Consider the following 17,736-nt stretch of genomic DNA (forward strand, 5'->3'; position numbering starts at 1 on the left):
TATTTGGTGTAACTCATTTAAGGGACGTTGTACTAATTTTCAATAGTCGTGACTGACATCTGCAAGCCCAATTCTTCTCTATTCTTCTCTCAGAGCAAAATTCCGCTTCAGAATCATCAACTAAGTCTGTCATTACTTTGGCAAAATGATATTAGATTTCCTGTAAAAAATTTAAAAACCTCTGGTTGAGTCAGCATTGTCCGAGTCAGCCGTCAAAAGGAAAACTGATCAAAGAGTTTTTGAACTGAAAGAATCCTTATTTATCGAACAAAATGCCTGAATTTGCTAACCCGAGAAATCTCCTATCTCCTGAATCGGAGTCTCAAAAATGGAAATTAATAAGTTTTCCTTTTGGGTCGTCGGTTGTCAATACCAAATTAGTTTACACTTCATCGACCCCAGGGTTAATGCGGATGGAGGGACTCGAACCCACACATCAAAGACACTAGAACCTAAATCTAGCGCGTCTACCAATTCCGCCACATCCGCAAATATAGCACTGTATCTGATCATAGCATAAGATACTATAGGAAAGATAAAATTTTTTATTCTTAATAATTTTATGCTCTTAGGTTTTGTTTTTCAGTCCCCCGGCCCTGTCCTCTGGGAGATCGGACCGATTTCAGTGCGCTGGTATGGATTTCTCATCGCTATGGCGGTATTATTGGGTGTCAAACTCTCCCAGTACCTCGCCCAAAAAAGAGCGATCGATCCGGATTTAATCGCTGATTTGGCCATTTGGTTAGTAGTGGGGGCTATACCTGCAGCCCGTCTGTACTATGTTCTCTTTCAGTGGCAAGAATACGCGCAAAATCCTGCTGATATTATCGCCATTTGGAAGGGAGGTATCGCTATTCACGGGGCAATTATCGGGGGTTTGCTGGCAGCCCTAATTTTTGCCCGCATTAATCGGGTTTCTCTTTGGCAATTACTCGATCTGGTGGCCCCTTCAGTTATTCTCGGTCAAGCGATCGGACGTTGGGGTAACTTTTTTAATTCGGAAGCTTTTGGCAGTCCGACTAATTTACCTTGGAAGTTGTTTATTCCTCCCGCTAGTCGTCCTTTAAAATATATCACCGTCGATTATTTTCACCCCACCTTTCTCTACGAATCTCTCTGGAATCTGGCAGTTTTTGCCCTACTCATCTATCTATTTTTCTGGGGTTTAAAACACCCCAGTAAATTAAAAATTGGCACCCTTACCCTAGTCTATTTTATCGCCTACAGTCTAGGTAGATTCTGGATCGAGGGACTACGCACCGATAGTTTAATGTTTGGGCCTCTGAAAATGGCGCAAATAATTAGTTTAGCGGCGATCGCTGTTGGGCTTTTCGGTTTATTCTGGTTATATAAACTGCAGCGTCCTTTACCGGATGTGGTGGCGACCGTCAGTTATAATCAAAAGTTACCCTAGCTAACCCCGACAATGGATCTAGTAACAGTTTTTCAACAGGTTTTAAACGGTTTATCGATCGGTAGTGTCTATGCTATTTTTGCCCTCGGTTATACTTTGATTTTTTCCATTTTAGGGATTATCAATTTTGCCCATGGCGCAATTTTTACCCTCGGTGCCTATTTTACCTACGCTCTAGCGGGGGGAGTTTTCGGTTTTAATGGTTTATTGGCTAATGCCAAATTACCCTTTTCCTTACCCTTTTTTTTAGCCCTCTTACTAGGCTGCATCCTTTCAGGTTTCACCTCGGTTCTTCTGGAAAGATTAGCCTTTAAACCCCTCCGGGTACGGGGTTCCGATTCTCTCTTAACCTTGGTTTCTAGTCTAGGGGCAGCCGTGGTGATTGTCAATGTCATTCAATACTTATTCGGGGCAGAAATTTATACTTTTCCCGATGATATTTATGGCAATCTTCCTCTCGCAATTAATTTTGGTACAGATGATCGCCCCGTGGCAATTCGCACAATTCAGATTATTATTTTTCTGGTTTCAGCAGTGATGGTAGCTTTACTGACTTATTGGGTTAATTTTACCAAAATGGGCAAAGCTTTACAAGCGGTAGCTGAAGATGTCACCACGGCCAGTTTGTTGGGGATCAATCCCGAAAAATTTATCGTGATTACCTTTTTTATTAGTGGTGCCTTGGCAGGTTTAGCAGGAACTTTAGTCGGTTCTAGTGTTAGTATCGCTGGCCCCTATTTCGGCATTGCTTTCGGATTAAAAGGTTTAGGAGTGATCGTTTTAGGGGGATTGGGAAGTATCCCCGGAGCGGTTATCGGTGGTTTATTATTGGGTATTGCCGAAGCTTTTGTTCCCGCAGAATATTCTGGTTATCGAGAAGCGATCGCTTTTGCTATTCTTTTTATTATGTTGTTAGTTCGTCCCCAGGGTTTACTAGGCAGAAAGTTAATTCAAAAAGTCTAAGTCGGTTTAATTGGCCCCCAGAAAAACTGTTTTTCCCGACAAAGAAGATTGATAGGCAGCATAGGCCACTTCTAGGGCATAAAGACTGGCTTGAGGAGTAACATAGAGAGGAACCCGATCGAACAGATAATCTAGCACCATGGCGGTATCTTTGGCAAAAAGACCGCGACGGGTTTCAACTTCTAAAGCTTGGCTACCTTCACTATTAATTAACTGCCCTGTTTCCCCTTCAAAAATTAAGCTGCCCGCCTCGCCATGAATAGTGAAAGTTCGCTCATTTTGCCAAAAAACTTCGCCTTTGCCGTAGGTAACTTCGGCAATTAAGCCATTTTTAAATAATAACTGCGCCTCACACAAACAGGCTAGAAAATAATCGGATTCTGGGGCATTCCAATAACGACAATGACAGGATACGGACTCCACTTCCCCAAATAAATTAGTCAAGCGATGGATACGAGAAAGGGCAGCAATCAAAGGAAAACCGAATAAATCCCGCTGAAATGTCCAGCGCCGGGGTGCTGGTCTGCCGGGGGCGATCGTGGTATAACGGGCTAGGTGGATATTGCCGAGGCTGGCTAAATACTGCTGTTGGGTTTGATGCAGTCCCCCCAAAAGTTCAATATGTTCGACGTGCAGTAATTTGTTCTCGGTTTCGGCTAGGGTGATTAATTCTGCTGCTGCCGCTGGGTGGAAAGCAAGGGGATACTCGACGATAACGTGCTTACCGGATTTTAAGGCAGTCCGGGCGATCGAGGCATGGGCCTGATTAACGTTGGCAATGACAATCAGATCGAGATCGGGATGGCTGGCCAAGCTTACTGGCGAATCTAGGGCAGAAATTTGGTATTTTTGCGAGAAATTAGTGATCGATTCGGGACTATTCCCGCTAAAATACAGAAGCTGGGCGCGATCATCGGCTTGCCAGCTTTCAGCGCGACGTTGAGCGGCGAACCCCGTCCCAACTATACCAATTTTCAGGGGATGATTAGAAGTCATCAGGCGCATTCTGGCGACATTAATTATCGGGAAGTGGGGTGTGGGGTGCGGGGAGATGGGGTGCAGGGTGTGGGGTGTGGGGTGTGGGGTGTGGGGAGATAGGGGAATTTCAACTAATACCCCAAAACCCTAAAACCCCAACTCCCTAAAACCCCAACTCTCAACTCCTGAATACTTTCTCCTGAATACTTTCTCCTGAATTCTGCCTTTTCCAGCTTTATCTTGGCAATTAACCTATCTATTATCTCAAAAATAGCGCCCTAAAAGATGTGGGAGGGTGAATTCAAATTTTGAATGGGCAACGTCAATTTTTTGCTCCTGTTTAGGCCCTAGATATTCTAAACTGCGATCGGTTGTCGGGGAGCAAGACGACTAGGGGAAACCACCACGGGAGTGGGCGACACTGCACAGGTTAATTCTAGAGACTGTTCTAAACTAACCACCCGATTGAGTTGTTGCCATTCAGTGCTAAAAGGAGGCATCGCTAGAGCGCAGGCTTTCCAATGAGCTTCGACGGGAACATCTAGTTGTTGACAAGTGCCACCGCGCCGACCTTGGGTTTGATAGTATCGGCAGTATCGACAGGAAGAAGTAAGAAAGTTTGCGGCTTGCATGGGTTGGCTTTAAAAGGAAGATGATTATAGGGAACTCAAAGGATGACTCTCTTTTTGCTCTGTGTAATATTGTCCTACCCCGTGCCAAGGGTATTTTCCTGACTACCACAGCTAGAACTGATATGCCATATAGTTTCTAGTGATCCCCAAAAAAAATTTTATTTTTAGAATCTTTTAATAGTTACTTTGCAAAAAGCAGCATTGTCTCAAAACTGAGGAGTTCAACTCAGTTGTGACCGAGGTCATTGGGTCTAGTATCAGCGATAACAGAACGGGGATCAAGCCTTAACTAGACAGAATTGATGAATACAGGTTCGATTAAGACAGAAAATATCGGCCAATTGATTCCTAACTCAAAACCACTCTTTCCACAATACTATAAAAAAAATTAATCTTTTACCCCGCCCGACCGGGCAAAACAAAAAGCACAACATTGCCAACGCTCAAGCTCTCCGGAGGGAGTGGGAGACTGACAACGAGGACAAATCGGCCAGGATCGGGTTCTATGACGTATTTTCTGGCTCCAACTCTCTAAACTGTCCAGTTGCTGGGGATTTTCTGGCGGTTTTTCCGGGGTGACATAACTAGGATGCTCTCTGAGGGAATTAGGCGCAATCGCTTCTAGAGGAATTAACTGACTATCTTGCTGCCAACGGGCAGCAGAAAAGCGGATATCGCCCAAGGGAGTCTCTAACTGACTATTAAGCCGTTTTAATAAGCTATAGCGTTGTAAAGACAATTCCTGTGCTAAAGCGGCGCTACTGGTAGCCACCGATAAAACCCCGCGATTGAGGGAAAAAGGCCGGGTTTGCTCAAGCAGACGGGGATTAATAATTTTTGTCCATAATTGCAGCACTTGATCGTAGTGGCGATATTCTTGCCAACCCGCCTGTTGAGTAATAGCGGCCAAAATTTTGTCAAGAGAATGTAAAGACATAGGGAAAATCTAGGGAATACCACGTTAGACTAGGACGAAAAAACCTGCTAACTTTTCAGCATAACCTTATAATGCCGTCATGAAATCCGATCGATCCCCATCCCCCCAAGATTCCCCTCTCTCGATCGTCCATCAACCCAGTTCAGCCATCGATCCCGATCGGGAACCAGAATACCTAGAAGCTGCTGTCATTAACGTCTATCCCCAAGCTGAAGATGTCTTTTTTACCCCTTGGGGTATCCGGGCAATGGTGATCTTTTTAATTGCTAATAGTCTCCTCAGTCTCAATCAATGGCTAACCAATACTACCCCCACCCCGAGGAAAGCTGAGAATTCCCCCCTCGAGCAGCGCCAAAATAACTCCCGCCACCTCGATCGATTGATAGCGATCGCTCGTCCAGTACAGAAAACTCCTCAAACCAGTCCGATCGTTAATATTCCCGCTCCTCCCCTTAAAACCAGCCCGATAACTAATATTACCGCCCCACCAGTGGTTCAGAGTCCCCCCACCGCTATAAATCCGACTAATGCCCTCTTACCCCCGAATCCGCCACCGTCCCTCATACCCGCCCATCAATTACCCGTCAGTAAGATCAAGCAATCTTTACCTGTCGCCCCCACTTCCCCCAGTACCCCGCCAGTATCTTCCCTAGTTTCCGCACCACCGCCACCACCGTCCCAAGTCACCCCTGCCCCCTCGACCGCGCTCATTAACGAACGAATGTTGGAGGAATTGCGTCAAAGAGAAGAATCACCCGCTAATTTACCCTTTTTTCAACGGGAAAAAACCCGTCGTCTGGCCGATCAAAACCGACAGGATGCCACGGAGTTAATGAAACAGTTACCGCCAGAATTACAAGCATCCCCTTCTCCCAGTAGTCCGGCACCTTCAGAAACAGCCGATCCCTCCCAGTCCCCCGTCCCTAGTTCTATCATTATTGATAGGAGCGGCACTTCGGTAAACTATTAGGGTTCCTATCGGGAGGACGGCAATGGGTTTGTTTGAGCGCATGGGCCAAGCAATTCGCGCCCAAGTCAATAGTCTGATTCAGGAAAATCAAGATCCAGAAAAACTGCTGGAAAAGGCGATCTTGGAGATGGAAGGGGAATTGATGCAAATGCGACAAGCCCTGGCGGCAGCCGTCGCTACCCAGAAACGCACCGAGCGCCAACGACAACAACAGGAAAAAGCGGCCCAAACTTGGCACGAACGCGCCCAATTAGCCCTCAATCACGGTAACGAGGCACTGGCCCGCCAAGCTTTGACTCAATGGCAAACCTATCAAAGTCAGATCGCCCCCCTACAAACCTCCCTGCAACAACAAACGGTCATTATACAAAAGTTAAAGAAAGAACTCTTGACAATTGAACGCAAATATGCTGAGATGAAAGCACAGAAAAGCCTTTATGTGGCCAGATTGCGATCGGCGAGTGCCAGTCAAAAAGCCCAAGAAATTATGGGCAGTTTGAACAGCAGTCAGATGGGGACTATTTTCGAGAAATTAGAAGCAAAAGTCCTAGAAGCCGAATCCCAAGCCGATTTAATCCAGTATAAAGACCCCTTAGAGCGACAATTCCAAGATTTGGAGGGACAAAAACAAATTGAAGCGGAATTACTCAAGTTGAAACAAGAGAACTTGGATGGGTGATGGGGAAATGGGGAGAGAGGGAAAAGGAAATCAAAAAAATCTTGATCAGCGAATACAAGACCTGAGTAATTACTCAAAGGCAGCAAGTTGTTTTGGTTCTTCGTTACTTGGTATGGTTCGATCGGGTGGCATAAATCGATTAAATCCTGATCTGGCAAGAGACTTAATTGATTAGTTTGTTCTAGCTCGAAAACAATTGACAAAAATCACCAAATGTCTTTCTCTATAATGGTTTCATCTCTTATAACCTCGTCTATTGCAGAACACAAACCGAAGAACCAGATACCGCAGCAAAAATCTCGCCAAATACCTGACTAACTTATCTTCGAGATGATCAAGAAGGCGGAATAGAAAAATTAAAATAAATCAACTTCTATCGCCCTAAACGTGAATTAGAGTCTCAAAGAGAAACGCTCAAAAACTATTTCGAGAAAAATCCACCAGCCACAATAAATGAAGCTGTATATAGGGTAGAAGAATTGACGGGAATAAAAGGAAGTTCTACCCAAGTGAGGAAATTCTTGAAATCAATGGGAATGAAATGTTTAAAAGTAGGGTCTCTTCCTTCTAAAGCTGACCGGGATGAACAAGAAGACTACAAAGAAAAAAAGCTAGAACCCAGACTAAATGAGGCTAAAGAAGGAAAAAGTGCTGTTTTTTTGTTGATGCCACTCCCTTGTTTATGGGAGCTTTTCTCGGTATTGGTGTTTTGAGAGACTTTTCGTTAAGTCCACGAACGGGCGTAAACGCTTTAATGTTTTAGGAGCATTAAATGGGATAACTCATGAAGTTATTATGGTAACAAATGACACTTATATTACAGTAAGTCTGTGAACTCCGGTCAAAAATAGCTGCTTTAGGACTAAATATTCCCATTACTCTATTATTAGATAATGCCCGCTATCAAAAATGTAAAATTGTTGAGTAATTGGCTCTTTCTTTGTCAAGAGAGTTACTCTATCTGCCGTCTTATTCGCCTAATTTAAATTTAATTGAAAGGCGGTGTAAATTGGTCAAAAAGAAATGTTTGTCTGGTCAATATCATGAAAACTTTTCTGACTTTTCTTCAGCTATTTATGGATGTCTGAATGATGCCCATCTGAAACATAAAAAAGAACTGGATTCCTTGCTCACTCTCCGATTTCAGAAGTTTAATAAATCTCAGATTATCAACGTCTAAAGTATATGTTGGTCAGGCTGCGGCCGTAAGACTTCAGCCGAACGGTTTCATCCCATCAGTAAAACTGAGGGTCTTCACCTGACATTTATGATAAAGTATACTAGGCTAAAAGGATAATATTGAGGCGGTAGCCCCCTGGCATGGTTTTTTGGAAAAGATTGTTTAATAGCTCGGAAGTCACGGCATCACCTGACTATTCGGGGGACTTGGTAGAGGTTGCCCAGAATGACCTCGGACAGACGCGAGTGTTTTTTAGTACCGATCGAGAGCTAGATCTATATGAGTTAGAAGAACTTTGTGACTCGGTAGGTTGGGCCCGTCGTCCTTTACGCAAAGTTAAAAAGGCGATCGAATGTAGTTTTTTAGTGGTGTCGATGTGGGAAGTGCGAGGTAATCGCCGTCGTTTAGTGGGTTTTGCTCGTGCCACTTCCGATCACGCTTTTAATGCTACGGTCTGGGATGTGGTTGTTCATCCTCACTATCAAAGTAAAGGCTTTGGTAAAGCATTAATGAAATTTATGATCAGGAAGTTGCGGGGTGAGGACATCAGTAATATAACTCTTTTCGCCGATCCGCAGGTGGTGGATTTCTATCGTCGTCTCGGTTTTGTTCTCGATCCCGAAGGTATCAAAGGGATGTTTTGGTATCCCGATTAAGAATGCCGCTCTTAGGCTATACTGAAAAAGGAGTTCACTTCGGGATGTAGCGCAGCTTGGTAGCGCGCCTGCTTTGGGAGCAGGATGCCGCAGGTTCAAATCCTGTCATCCCGACTTTAGAGAAAATTCTTAAAATCTTAACTTTGTCTCCTTTCCGATTGACAAGAGAGGCTGCCTTCTCTTAATTCCCAAACTCAGGGGAATTAGCTGGTGCCCCCCTGACCCGACATCGGGGGGGGGCAGGGGGAGGTGTGGGGAGAGAAGGAGGATGTTTTTGGGGAATAATCAGGGTTTTTTCGGGTAAAAATCGCCCTTGCCTCCCCGTCTGTCCCAATCCTCCTTGTAATATCTCGACAGATGATTATTCTTCTTCGTAATCCTCCTCGAAATCTTCCTCATCTCCTTCCTCATCAGCTTCTGACCAGTGATCGCTGATGGGTTGGCGACTAAAGCGACTGCTGCCGCGGGAAGAGAGGAAAGCCATCTCATCATCCTCTAAATCGACCACATCACCCTCAGCGTAGGCGCGAGCGGTTTGATCGTCAAGAATCATATCGCTATCCTCACTACTATCGCCGAAACCGGGACGAGGGGGCAAGCCGAGGCCGCTGGGGGGAGCGTAATAGCTACGATTGTTGTAGTTATATTCCTCCTCTGGGGGGGTGTAATCGCTGATCCCCGCCATGTTTTCGTGGGAATTGAAGCCAGTACCCGCTGGAATCAGACGACCGATAATCACGTTTTCCTTGAGACCCCGTAACCAGTCAGACTTGCCTTCGATCGCCGCTTCGGTGAGGACGCGGGTGGTTTCTTGGAAGGAGGCGGCACTGATAAAGCTATCGGTATTCAAGGAAGCTTTGGTGATCCCCAGTAGTACAGGCGTATATTTAGCTGCCGCCCCACCGGTGATCGACATGGCTTCGTTTACCGTCTCCACCTGTCGCAGTTCCAACAATTCCCCGGGTAACATACTGGTATCACCGCCGTCATCGATCCGCACCTTAGAGGTCATCTGACGCACGATCACTTCAATATGTTTATCGGCAATATCGATCCCTTGGGATTGATAGACCGACTGTACCTGATCGACGAGGAACATCTGGGTTTTTTCCAAGGCTTTCAGGGCTGCCTCGTAACTGCCCAAGCTATCCACATAATAATTAAAGAACACCTCTAAAATCTCGTGGGGATTAGCCTGACCATCGGTTAACGCCTGGCCCACATCGATACGCTGATTATCGCTCACCAGAGGGTTTTGACTGCCTAAAAGCGGATATTCACTGATCGTGCTGTCATCCTCGACCACCTTAATATCGACAATCTCAGAATCTTGGTACTCCACTTGACAAACTCCCGGTTTGCGTGCTAGGACACAAGCCTCTTTCGGTTTGCGGGCTTCGAGCAGTTCTTCGATTCTCGGTAAACCTTGAATGATATCCCCGGTTTTCGAGCGCTCAAACACCAACAGCACCAAATTATCGCCCCGTTGGACCAGATCTCCCTCATCGATGTGCAGAATTGCCCCAGCCGATACTCGGTAGGGTCGGGCTTTACGCAGACGGATTTCATAGCCAGTGGTGGTTTTGTCAACGGCCAGCACTTGACCGGAATTGGGGGCTAAAACTCCGGCAGCGATCTCGGCTTCGGCGATTACCAGATCCCCGGCTTTGACGGTGGGAGCAACAGCGAGCGGGAGAATAAACTCGTCACGGTCACTCACAATTAAAAGACGGCGCACCGCTTCGCTGCCCTTGCGAATCCCGCGAATTTCTCCAGCTTCCTTACACTGGATCTCGGTCCGGGCCACCACTGCCCCCGGTGGAATTTCATCGCCATCTTGGACGAGAACGCGAGTCTGAATATTACCCCCTAAAGGATCATTATCACTATCTCGACGCAGCACCAGAGATTCCAGAATAACTAACTGTAAACGCTGACAATCACTGTCCTCAATCGGTTCTAACTCGATATCGGCCGTCAGATGGGAGACCGATTCTGGTTCTTCGCTAGAAATTTCTAGGACTAATTGGGTGCTGATCAGTTGACAACCCTCGACGGATTTAACTCTTTCCCCGTCCTTAAAGAAAATGCGCTGCACCGATCGCAGTTCGATATGTCGTCCTCCTTCTTGGTTAGCGGAACCTTGGGTCGGAGAAGTGGATTGGTCTTCTACGGTGAACTCCTGTACTGGTCGCAGTAGTAACCCCAAACCCTCGTTAGTTTCCACCCATTCCGCTTGCCGTAACTCCTCGATCGTGACTTCAGGAGTCAACTGTGTCCCTGGGTAAATTAACTGTTCTTGGGCAATTCCGGAGGATTCCGGTTCTATATCCATAAATAACAGCCCTGGTTTGACAATAATCTCCCGGAGGATGTCATTTTTCTGGATGACTTCCACCACACCGCTAGAGTTACAGAAGACATCTTTAACCACTTCTTCCCCTGCCTCCACATACTGCCCATCTTCCACCTGTAAGAGGGAGATATCTTTATTGACTTCGTGGGTTTCTTCGGGAATCCAGAGGATCGTGCCGCCTTTGGTGATTTCATAACCCTGTTTACGGCCGCCTTTGGCGACTTCGATATCGACGTATTTAATCATCCCGCCAGTGTGGGTTTGATAGCGATCATCGATTAACTCGGCGACAATGGCATGATTCTGTACTTTTGTCCCCGGAGTAGTTTTCAGCAGGAAGCGTTGACCGTCTCCCGTATGAATAATAAATTGTTCCCGACCGGCACTACTTTCTACTTTTACTTCGGCCTGATCCAAGGACACGGAAGCGGTGACGATATCGATTTCCCGGCTATTGGGGGCTAAACGCACCAAACCGCCGTTAGTGGATACTAACTTAGTTTCCGCTAGAACATCTCCTACTTGTACTTGATCGCCGTTACTGACCACGGGTTCGGCCCCAGTTGGCAAGTTATACACTTCTCCGGAGAGAATCCATAGTAATCCCCCCCGTTGGGCGATGCGGGTGGTATTGCCTTGGCGATCGGTTTTTTCCTCCGGCACTAATTGGGAGAATAGCACCTCGCCAGCTAAGTCACTGGTTACGTCTTTTGTGGCTTTTTCCGTGGATTTTTGGACTTTATCGGAGGTGATTTCCGCTAGTAACTGTTCCTCGCTCACCGTTGCGCCATCGGTGACGAATAGCAGCGAACCTGGAGTTAAAGAGTAGGTGACAGTTTCTTTAGTTTTATCCTTGGGTGTTAATTTAATTTCCCCCGGGGCCTCCACCTGATCCCGTTCATCCCCGTGGCGAGTTCGCACGTTACGGATACTTAACCCCGGCAGAAAACGCACGGTTCCCTCGAAGGGACTCCGCACTTGCCGGGCCACTTCTCCGGTAAATACGCCCCCGGTGTGGAAGGTACGCATGGTTAACTGAGTCCCCGGTTCCCCGATCGATTGGGCGGCAATAATCCCCACTGCTTCCCCCATATCCACCGGATGACCGTGGGCCAGACTCCAACCGTAACAGGTTTGGCAAACCGAGCGGGCCGCTTCACAGGTTAAGGGGCTGCGGACTTTGATTTTATCGACGAGTTTGCCCAGTTTTTCGGCGGTTTCGTCATCGATAATCTGGTTGCGGGTGGCGATCACTTCTCCATTGACCACCACATCTTCGGCCAAGGAACGACCTAATAGGCGATCGCTTAAGGGAATTAACACGCGATCGCCATCGGTCATAGCGGTTAATTCGATGTAACGATTGGTGCCACAATCTGCCTCGCGGACGATGACATCTTGGGACACATCCACGAGACGACGGGTCAGATAACCAGAATCTGCCGTCCGTAGAGCGGTATCAACTAAACCTTTGCGGGCCCCGTAGGAGGAAATAACGTATTCGGTAACGGTCAATCCTTCCCGGAAGTTAGTCTTAATCGGGAGGTCAATAATTTCCCCCTGGGGATTAGCCATTAATCCCCGCATTCCGACTAACTGACGCACTTGGCTCATATTACCCCGCGCCCCGGAGAAAGCCATCATATAGACGGAGTTGAGGGGATCGGTAACTTGGAAGTTGCGAATTACTTCATCTTTAAGTGATTCGGATGTACTATTCCAAGTGTCGATTACTTTTTGGAAGCGTTCCACTTCGGTGATTTCCCCGCGCACATAACGCTGTTCGGTTTGCCGGATTTCCTGTTCGGCACTTTCGATCATCTGTCGTTTAGCCGGCGGTACGGTTAAATCATCCACACTAATGGAAACCCCTGCTTTGGTAGCGAAACGAAACCCGAGGTTTTTCAATTCATCGGCCATTTGTGAACAGCGCGCCGAACCGTAGTTTTGATAGGCCCAAGCGATCAGTTTTTTCAGTTTTCCTTTGTCAACAGTTTGGTTATAAAACATCTCGATCCCAGTAATAATTAAACAGCTATTAGCTATCAGCCATCGGTGAACAGTAACAATATTGGTTATAGGGGTTAGGTGTGGGGTGTTGGGGTTTTAGGGTGTTGTGGTTTTAGGGTGTTGGGGTGTTGGGGTGTTAGGGTGTTGGGGTTTTAGGGTTTTAGGGTTTTAGGGTTTTAGGGTTTTAGTTGAATTCCCCCATTTCCCCATTTCCCCATTCCCCATTTCCCCATTTCCCCATTCCCCATTCCCCCATTTCCCCATTTCCCCATTTCCCCATCACCTGACTTCTCACTGATAACTGATAACTGCTCACTGATAACTGAAATTACACTTCCGATTCTTCTTCTTCAAGGTCTTCCGTGGTTAAGGATTCGTAGGTGGGGCGAGAGGGGGCGCGACGACCGACATCGACCATCAGATCCACCTCCACATCACGGGAAGTACCATCGGGGGCATTTTCCACCTTGTGAACGGCGATATCGAGGCCGAGGGATTGCAATTCTCGCATCAAAACCTTAAAGGATTCTGGCGTACCCGGGCGGGGAATCGGCTTGCCTTTTACGATCGCATTTAAAGCCTCATTCCGTCCTTGCATATCATCGGATTTTACCGTTAGCAATTCCTGCAAGGTATAGGCCGCCCCGTAGGCCTCCAGGGCCCAGACTTCCATTTCTCCGAAGCGTTGACCCCCCTGTTGAGCTTTACCGCCCAGGGGTTGCTGAGTAACCAAGGAGTAGGGACCAGTAGAACGGGCGTGAATCTTATCATCAACTAGGTGAACCAGTTTTAACATATAGGCCATACCGACGGTAACGGGACGGTCAAAGGGGTCGCCGGTGCGACCATCGTAGACGGTGACTTTACCCGCGTGTTCTTCCTTGAACACCCAATCGCGATTGGGTTTTTTCGAGGCACTTTCTAGCAATCCGTGGACGGTCAAACGGCTGGCTTCTTCCCCGTACATTTCGTCAAAGGGAGTAATCTTAAAGCGTACGCCTAGATTTTCGCCGGCCCAACCCAGTAAACATTCAAACACCTGACCGACGTTCATGCGACTGGGAACCCCCAGGGGATTGAGAACGATATCGACGGGACGACCATCGGGGAGGTAGGGCATATCTTCTAGGGGCAGAATCCGAGAAATAATCCCTTTATTGCCGTGACGACCCGCCATTTTATCGCCCACTTGGATTTTGCGTTTTTGGGCAACGTAAACCCGCACCACCATATTGGCCCCGGGGGGTAATTCATCCCCCTGTTCGCGGGTAAATACCCGCACATCTACTACCCGGCCTTTTTCGCCGTTGGGGACGCGCAGGGAGTTATCCCGTACATCCCGTGCCTTTTCGCCGAAAATTGCCCGCAGTAGTTTTTCTTCGGGTGGTTGGTCCGATTCGCCTTTGGGGGTGACTTTCCCCACGAGGATATCGCTGGCTTCTACCCAGGCACCGATGCGAATAATACCGCGTTCATCGAGGTTTCGCAGGGCATCTTCACCGACGTTGGGAATTTCCCTGGTGATTTCCTCCGGTCCGAGTTTAGTTTGACGGGCTTCGATCTCGTATTTTTCGATGTGGATACTGGTATAGACATCTTGTGCCACCAGTCTTTCACTGATTAAAATCGCGTCTTCGTAGTTATAGCCTTCCCAGGGCATATAGGCGACGAGGATATTCTGGCCGAGGGCGATTTCTCCTCCTTCGGTGGCGGAACCATCGGCGATGATCTGCCCCGGCACAACTTGTTCACTTTGATAGACTAAAGGACGCTGATTTAGGCAGGTATCTTGGTTAGAGCGTTGATATTTCTGAATTTCGTACTCTATCTCGCTCTTGCCAAAAATCTCTTTGTCTTCATCCGCCACTTTGATGCGAATCCGGTTAGCATCGACGTAGGAAACGACCCCATTGGTACGGGAAACGATGACCATGCCGGAGTCGCGAGCGGCCTGTGCTTCCAATCCCGTACCCACAAGGGGACGTTCGGGACGCAGCAGGGGAACCGCTTGTCGTTGCATATTAGAACCCATCAGGGCGCGGTTAGCGTCGTCGTGTTCAAGGAAGGGAATCAGGGAAGTGGCCACCGAGACAATTTGGACGGGGGAAACACAAACGTAGTCCACTTGTTCGGGGGAAGTGGTGGAGAATTCCTGCCGATAGCGCACTGGGATAGTTTCGCCGAGGATATAACCATTTTCATCGGTGGCCACATCTCCCGGTGCTACCCGCAGATCGTCTTCTTCGTCGGCGGTCAAGTATTTAACGGGGAGATCGTAGCGGACTCGGCCATTTTCCACCACATAACAGGGGGTTTCAATAAAACCGTAGTCGTTGACGCGAGCGTAGGTGGCCAGGGAACCGATTAAACCGGCGTTGGGACCTTCTGGGGTTTCCACCGGACAAATGCGGCCGTGGTGGGAGGGGTGAATGTCGCGCACGGCAAAACCAGCCCGTTCCCGGGTCAGACCGCCCGGCCCAAGGGCGGAAATGCGGCGTTTATGGGTCAATTCCGCTAGGGGATTGGTTTGATCCATGAACTGGGAGAGTTGCGAGGAACCAAAGAATTCTTTAATCGCCGCTACTAGGGGTTTCGGGTTGACTAGGGAAGCGGGGGTGAGGTTTTGGGATTCGCTGACGGTCATCCGTTCCCGAATGATTCTTTCTAAGCGGTTTAAACCCACTCGCACTTGGTTTTGGAGCAGTTCACCCACGGAACGGACGCGACGGTTGCCGAGGTGGTCGATGTCGTCGGTGTTGCCGATGTCAAATTCGAGGTTAATTAGGTAGTCGATCGCCGCTAAGATGTCGGTGGTGGTCAGAACGCGCTGGTTATCGGGGACGTTGAGGCGTAGTTTTTTGTTGAGTTTATAACGACCAACGCGACCGAGATCGTAGCGTTTATTGTCAAAAAAGCGCGATTCGAGCAGTTGTTGTCCTCCCGTGACGGTGGGGGGTTCCCCGGGGCGTAGTTTGCGGTACAGGTCGAGGAGGGCCTCTTCTTCGGTGGGATTGCCTTCTTTGTCGAGGGTTTTTTGGTAGAATTCGGGATGGCGTAGGGAGTCAAAGATTTCGTTATCGCTCAATCCGATCGCTTTCAGGAGAACTTGGGCGGATAATTTGCGGGTTTTGTCGATTCTGACCCAGACTAAGCCGTTTTTGTCGGTTTCAAATTTTAACCAAGCTCCTCGGTTGGGAATCAGGGAAGCGGAGTAAGTACGGCGACCGTTTTTGTCGATTTCGGCCTTGTAGTAAACACCTGGAGAACGGACGATCTGATTGACGATGACTCGTTCGGCCCCGTTAATGATAAAGGTTCCCCGTTCGGTCATCAGGGGTAAATCGCCGATAAAGACTTCCTGTTCGATGTTTTCTCCCGTTTCTTTGTTGATTAAACGGGTGGGAACGTACATCTGAACGGAATAGCTGCTATCGCGTCGTTTGGCTTCATCGACGTTGTATTTCGGTTCTTTGAGTCTGTAGTCCTGACCGAGAAAATGTAGTTCTAATTTACCTGTATAGTCGCTGATGGGGGAAAAGCTATTCAGTTCCTCGATCAGTCCTTCTTCCAAAAACCAACGAAAACTGGAGTGTTGGATTTCGATGAGGTCGGGTAAGAGGTTAAAGGTAAGATTGTTCATTATGGTTACAAGGGCTGATGACACGATAGCGACGGTCGGATATCAGTGAGCAGTGAGGGGTTGGGTGTTGGGGTTTTAGGGTGGTCACTGCGTGCGCGTTGCGGGGGGTTTTAGGGTTTTAGTTGAATTCCCCCATTTCCCCATCTCCCCATTCCCTGCTCTGTGCTAATAAACTATGTTTTTTAACTGGGGAGTTGAAATAAGTGCCTGGCGTTCTGGGTGGTTTGTTCGGCTAGGGTTTCGAGGGAAACGCCGCGCAGACGGGCGACGGTTTCGGCCACAGGTCGGACGAAAGAGGGTTCGCAAGGTTTACCGCGGTGGGGATTGGGTGAGAGAAAGGGGCAATCGGTTTCGATCAGTAGGCGATCGCTGGGAACAATTTGGGCGGCAGCTTGCACGGTTTTACTGTTTTTGAAGGTGATAATACCGCTAAAGCTGATGTAAAAACCCAAATCTAAAAACCATTGAGTTTCTTCGGGGTTGCCAGTCCAGCAGTGCATTACGCCGCCAATTTTGCCCACTTGTTGCCGAAAGGCGCTGATTTCCTCCCGCATGACCGGGGCTGCATCTCGACAATGGATAATCACGGGTTTATCGAGACGATGGGCGATTTCTAACTGCCTCCAAAAGACCTGTTTTTGCTGCTCTTGATTATCCGCTTTATAGAAGTCTAAACCCATTTCCCCGATCGCCACGACGCGCCGATCAGATCGGGCTAGGGATTCGATCTGATCGGCACTATTATCTCGCCATTTTTCGGCATCTAGGGGATGTAAACCGACGGCGAAGGAAATTTCCTCAAATTGATCAGCAATGGCTTTAATCGCTGCAAATTCCTCTGGTTCGACACAGGAGTGAACCAGATGAACGACTCCCACACTTCGCCAACGTTCGGAGATAGCGGGCAAGTCGGCTTGCAAAACGTCAAAGTTCAGATGAACGTGCGTATCTATTAATTGCATCGACCCCCGATCGCTTGTTGCGTCTGTCCTGATTACAGCTTACCTGTTTCTTAGGAAGCTTGGCTAACTTTTTGCAAAGCTTTGGCTAAACCGGCTTTTTTTCTAGCGCCGTTGTTCCGGTGCAAGACGTTGCGCTTGACGGCTTTATCGATTTTACTGTAAGCTTCCGATAGAGCTTGTTGGGCGCTTTCTAACCCTTCTGGGCTGGGGTTGGCTCCGTAGGCCGAGACAGCGACAAGACATTTTTTGATCAGGGTTCTTACGGCTGACTTGTACGCTTTGTTGCGTAGACGATTTCTTTCGGAGATTTGGACTCGTTTGAGTGCAGACTTTGTATTAGCCACAGTCGTTTCTTGTTC

The 17,736-nt window shown here is 47.9% G+C and carries 13 protein-coding genes, 2 tRNA genes and 1 pseudogene; 8 read left to right on the forward strand and 8 right to left on the reverse strand.

The genetic code is table 11. From position 1 onward, the window contains the following. Positions 1–408: 408 nt before the first annotated feature. Positions 409–489 (reverse strand) — tRNA-Leu (locus GQR42_RS15820). A 73-nt stretch (positions 490–562) separates the two neighbouring features. Between GQR42_RS15820 and lgt the strand changes: the two genes are divergently transcribed. Further along, positions 563–1,414 carry a prolipoprotein diacylglyceryl transferase gene (gene lgt / locus GQR42_RS15825; RefSeq protein ID WP_158200683.1) on the forward strand — a complete coding sequence of 284 codons (852 nt, stop codon included), beginning with the start codon at positions 563–565 and terminating at the stop codon, positions 1,412–1,414. Between the two features lie 12 nt (positions 1,415–1,426). Next, positions 1,427–2,377: a branched-chain amino acid ABC transporter permease gene (locus GQR42_RS15830; protein WP_158200684.1), complete on the forward strand. Its 951-nt coding sequence runs from the start codon at positions 1,427–1,429 to the stop codon at positions 2,375–2,377. Between the two features lie 6 nt (positions 2,378–2,383). Here GQR42_RS15830 and GQR42_RS15835 read toward each other — a convergent pair whose 3' ends face one another. The 3 genes from GQR42_RS15835 to GQR42_RS15845 all read right to left on the reverse strand — a co-directional run bounded on the left by GQR42_RS15835 (position 2,384) and on the right by GQR42_RS15845 (position 4,924). Further along, a complete protein-coding gene (locus tag GQR42_RS15835) occupies positions 2,384–3,382 on the reverse strand; it encodes a Gfo/Idh/MocA family protein (RefSeq protein WP_158200685.1) in 999 nt (332 codons plus the stop codon). A gap of 329 nt (positions 3,383–3,711) precedes the next feature. Then, complete coding sequence (locus GQR42_RS15840) at positions 3,712–3,987, reverse strand: hypothetical protein (protein WP_158200686.1); 276 nt, start codon at positions 3,985–3,987, stop codon at positions 3,712–3,714. 388 nt (positions 3,988–4,375) lie between these two features. After that, positions 4,376–4,924: a DUF721 domain-containing protein gene (locus tag GQR42_RS15845; RefSeq protein WP_158200687.1), complete on the reverse strand. Its 549-nt coding sequence runs from the start codon at positions 4,922–4,924 to the stop codon at positions 4,376–4,378. A 79-nt stretch (positions 4,925–5,003) separates the two neighbouring features. Between GQR42_RS15845 and GQR42_RS15850 the strand changes: the two genes are divergently transcribed. The 6 genes and pseudogenes from GQR42_RS15850 to GQR42_RS15875 all read left to right on the forward strand — a co-directional run bounded on the left by GQR42_RS15850 (position 5,004) and on the right by GQR42_RS15875 (position 8,523). After that, positions 5,004–5,894, forward strand: coding sequence for a hypothetical protein (locus GQR42_RS15850; RefSeq protein WP_158200688.1), 891 nt, complete (start codon positions 5,004–5,006; stop codon positions 5,892–5,894). A gap of 22 nt (positions 5,895–5,916) precedes the next feature. Continuing rightward, positions 5,917–6,573 (forward strand): PspA/IM30 family protein, encoded by a 657-nt coding sequence (locus GQR42_RS15855; protein ID WP_158200689.1) that lies wholly within the window; start codon positions 5,917–5,919, stop codon positions 6,571–6,573. Beyond that, positions 6,566–6,748 carry a hypothetical protein gene (locus GQR42_RS15860; protein ID WP_158200690.1) on the forward strand — a complete coding sequence of 61 codons (183 nt, stop codon included), beginning with the start codon at positions 6,566–6,568 and terminating at the stop codon, positions 6,746–6,748. Before GQR42_RS15855 ends, GQR42_RS15860 begins: the two co-directional genes overlap by 8 nt. 115 nt (positions 6,749–6,863) lie before the next feature. Further along, positions 6,864–7,753, forward strand: a pseudogene (locus GQR42_RS15865) (IS630 family transposase); the annotation flags it as partial. Between the two features lie 140 nt (positions 7,754–7,893). Continuing rightward, positions 7,894–8,409: a GNAT family N-acetyltransferase gene (locus tag GQR42_RS15870; RefSeq protein WP_002736326.1), complete on the forward strand. Its 516-nt coding sequence runs from the start codon at positions 7,894–7,896 to the stop codon at positions 8,407–8,409. A gap of 40 nt (positions 8,410–8,449) precedes the next feature. Continuing rightward, a tRNA-Pro gene (locus GQR42_RS15875) sits at positions 8,450–8,523 on the forward strand. A 247-nt stretch (positions 8,524–8,770) separates the two neighbouring features. Here the strand turns inward: GQR42_RS15875 and GQR42_RS15880 are convergent. From GQR42_RS15880 to rpsT, 4 genes are all read right to left on the reverse strand, one after another. Then, the gene (locus GQR42_RS15880; RefSeq protein ID WP_158200691.1) at positions 8,771–12,775 is read right to left on the reverse strand and encodes a DNA-directed RNA polymerase subunit beta'; all 4,005 of its coding nucleotides are present in this window, start codon (positions 12,773–12,775) and stop codon (positions 8,771–8,773) included. Between the two features lie 328 nt (positions 12,776–13,103). After that, positions 13,104–16,415 (reverse strand): DNA-directed RNA polymerase subunit beta, encoded by a 3,312-nt coding sequence (rpoB, locus tag GQR42_RS15885; RefSeq protein WP_158200692.1) that lies wholly within the window; start codon positions 16,413–16,415, stop codon positions 13,104–13,106. A 182-nt stretch (positions 16,416–16,597) separates the two neighbouring features. After that, positions 16,598–17,377 carry a TatD family hydrolase gene (locus tag GQR42_RS15890; protein WP_158200693.1) on the reverse strand — a complete coding sequence of 260 codons (780 nt, stop codon included), beginning with the start codon at positions 17,375–17,377 and terminating at the stop codon, positions 16,598–16,600. 50 nt (positions 17,378–17,427) lie between these two features. Beyond that, entirely contained in the window at positions 17,428–17,721 is a 294-nt protein-coding gene (gene rpsT, locus GQR42_RS15895) for a 30S ribosomal protein S20 (protein ID WP_002737368.1), read from the reverse strand. Positions 17,722–17,736: the final 15 nt, after the last annotated feature.

This window comes from Microcystis aeruginosa FD4 (genome assembly GCF_009792235.1).
Classification (GTDB): domain Bacteria; phylum Cyanobacteriota; class Cyanobacteriia; order Cyanobacteriales; family Microcystaceae; genus Microcystis; species Microcystis viridis.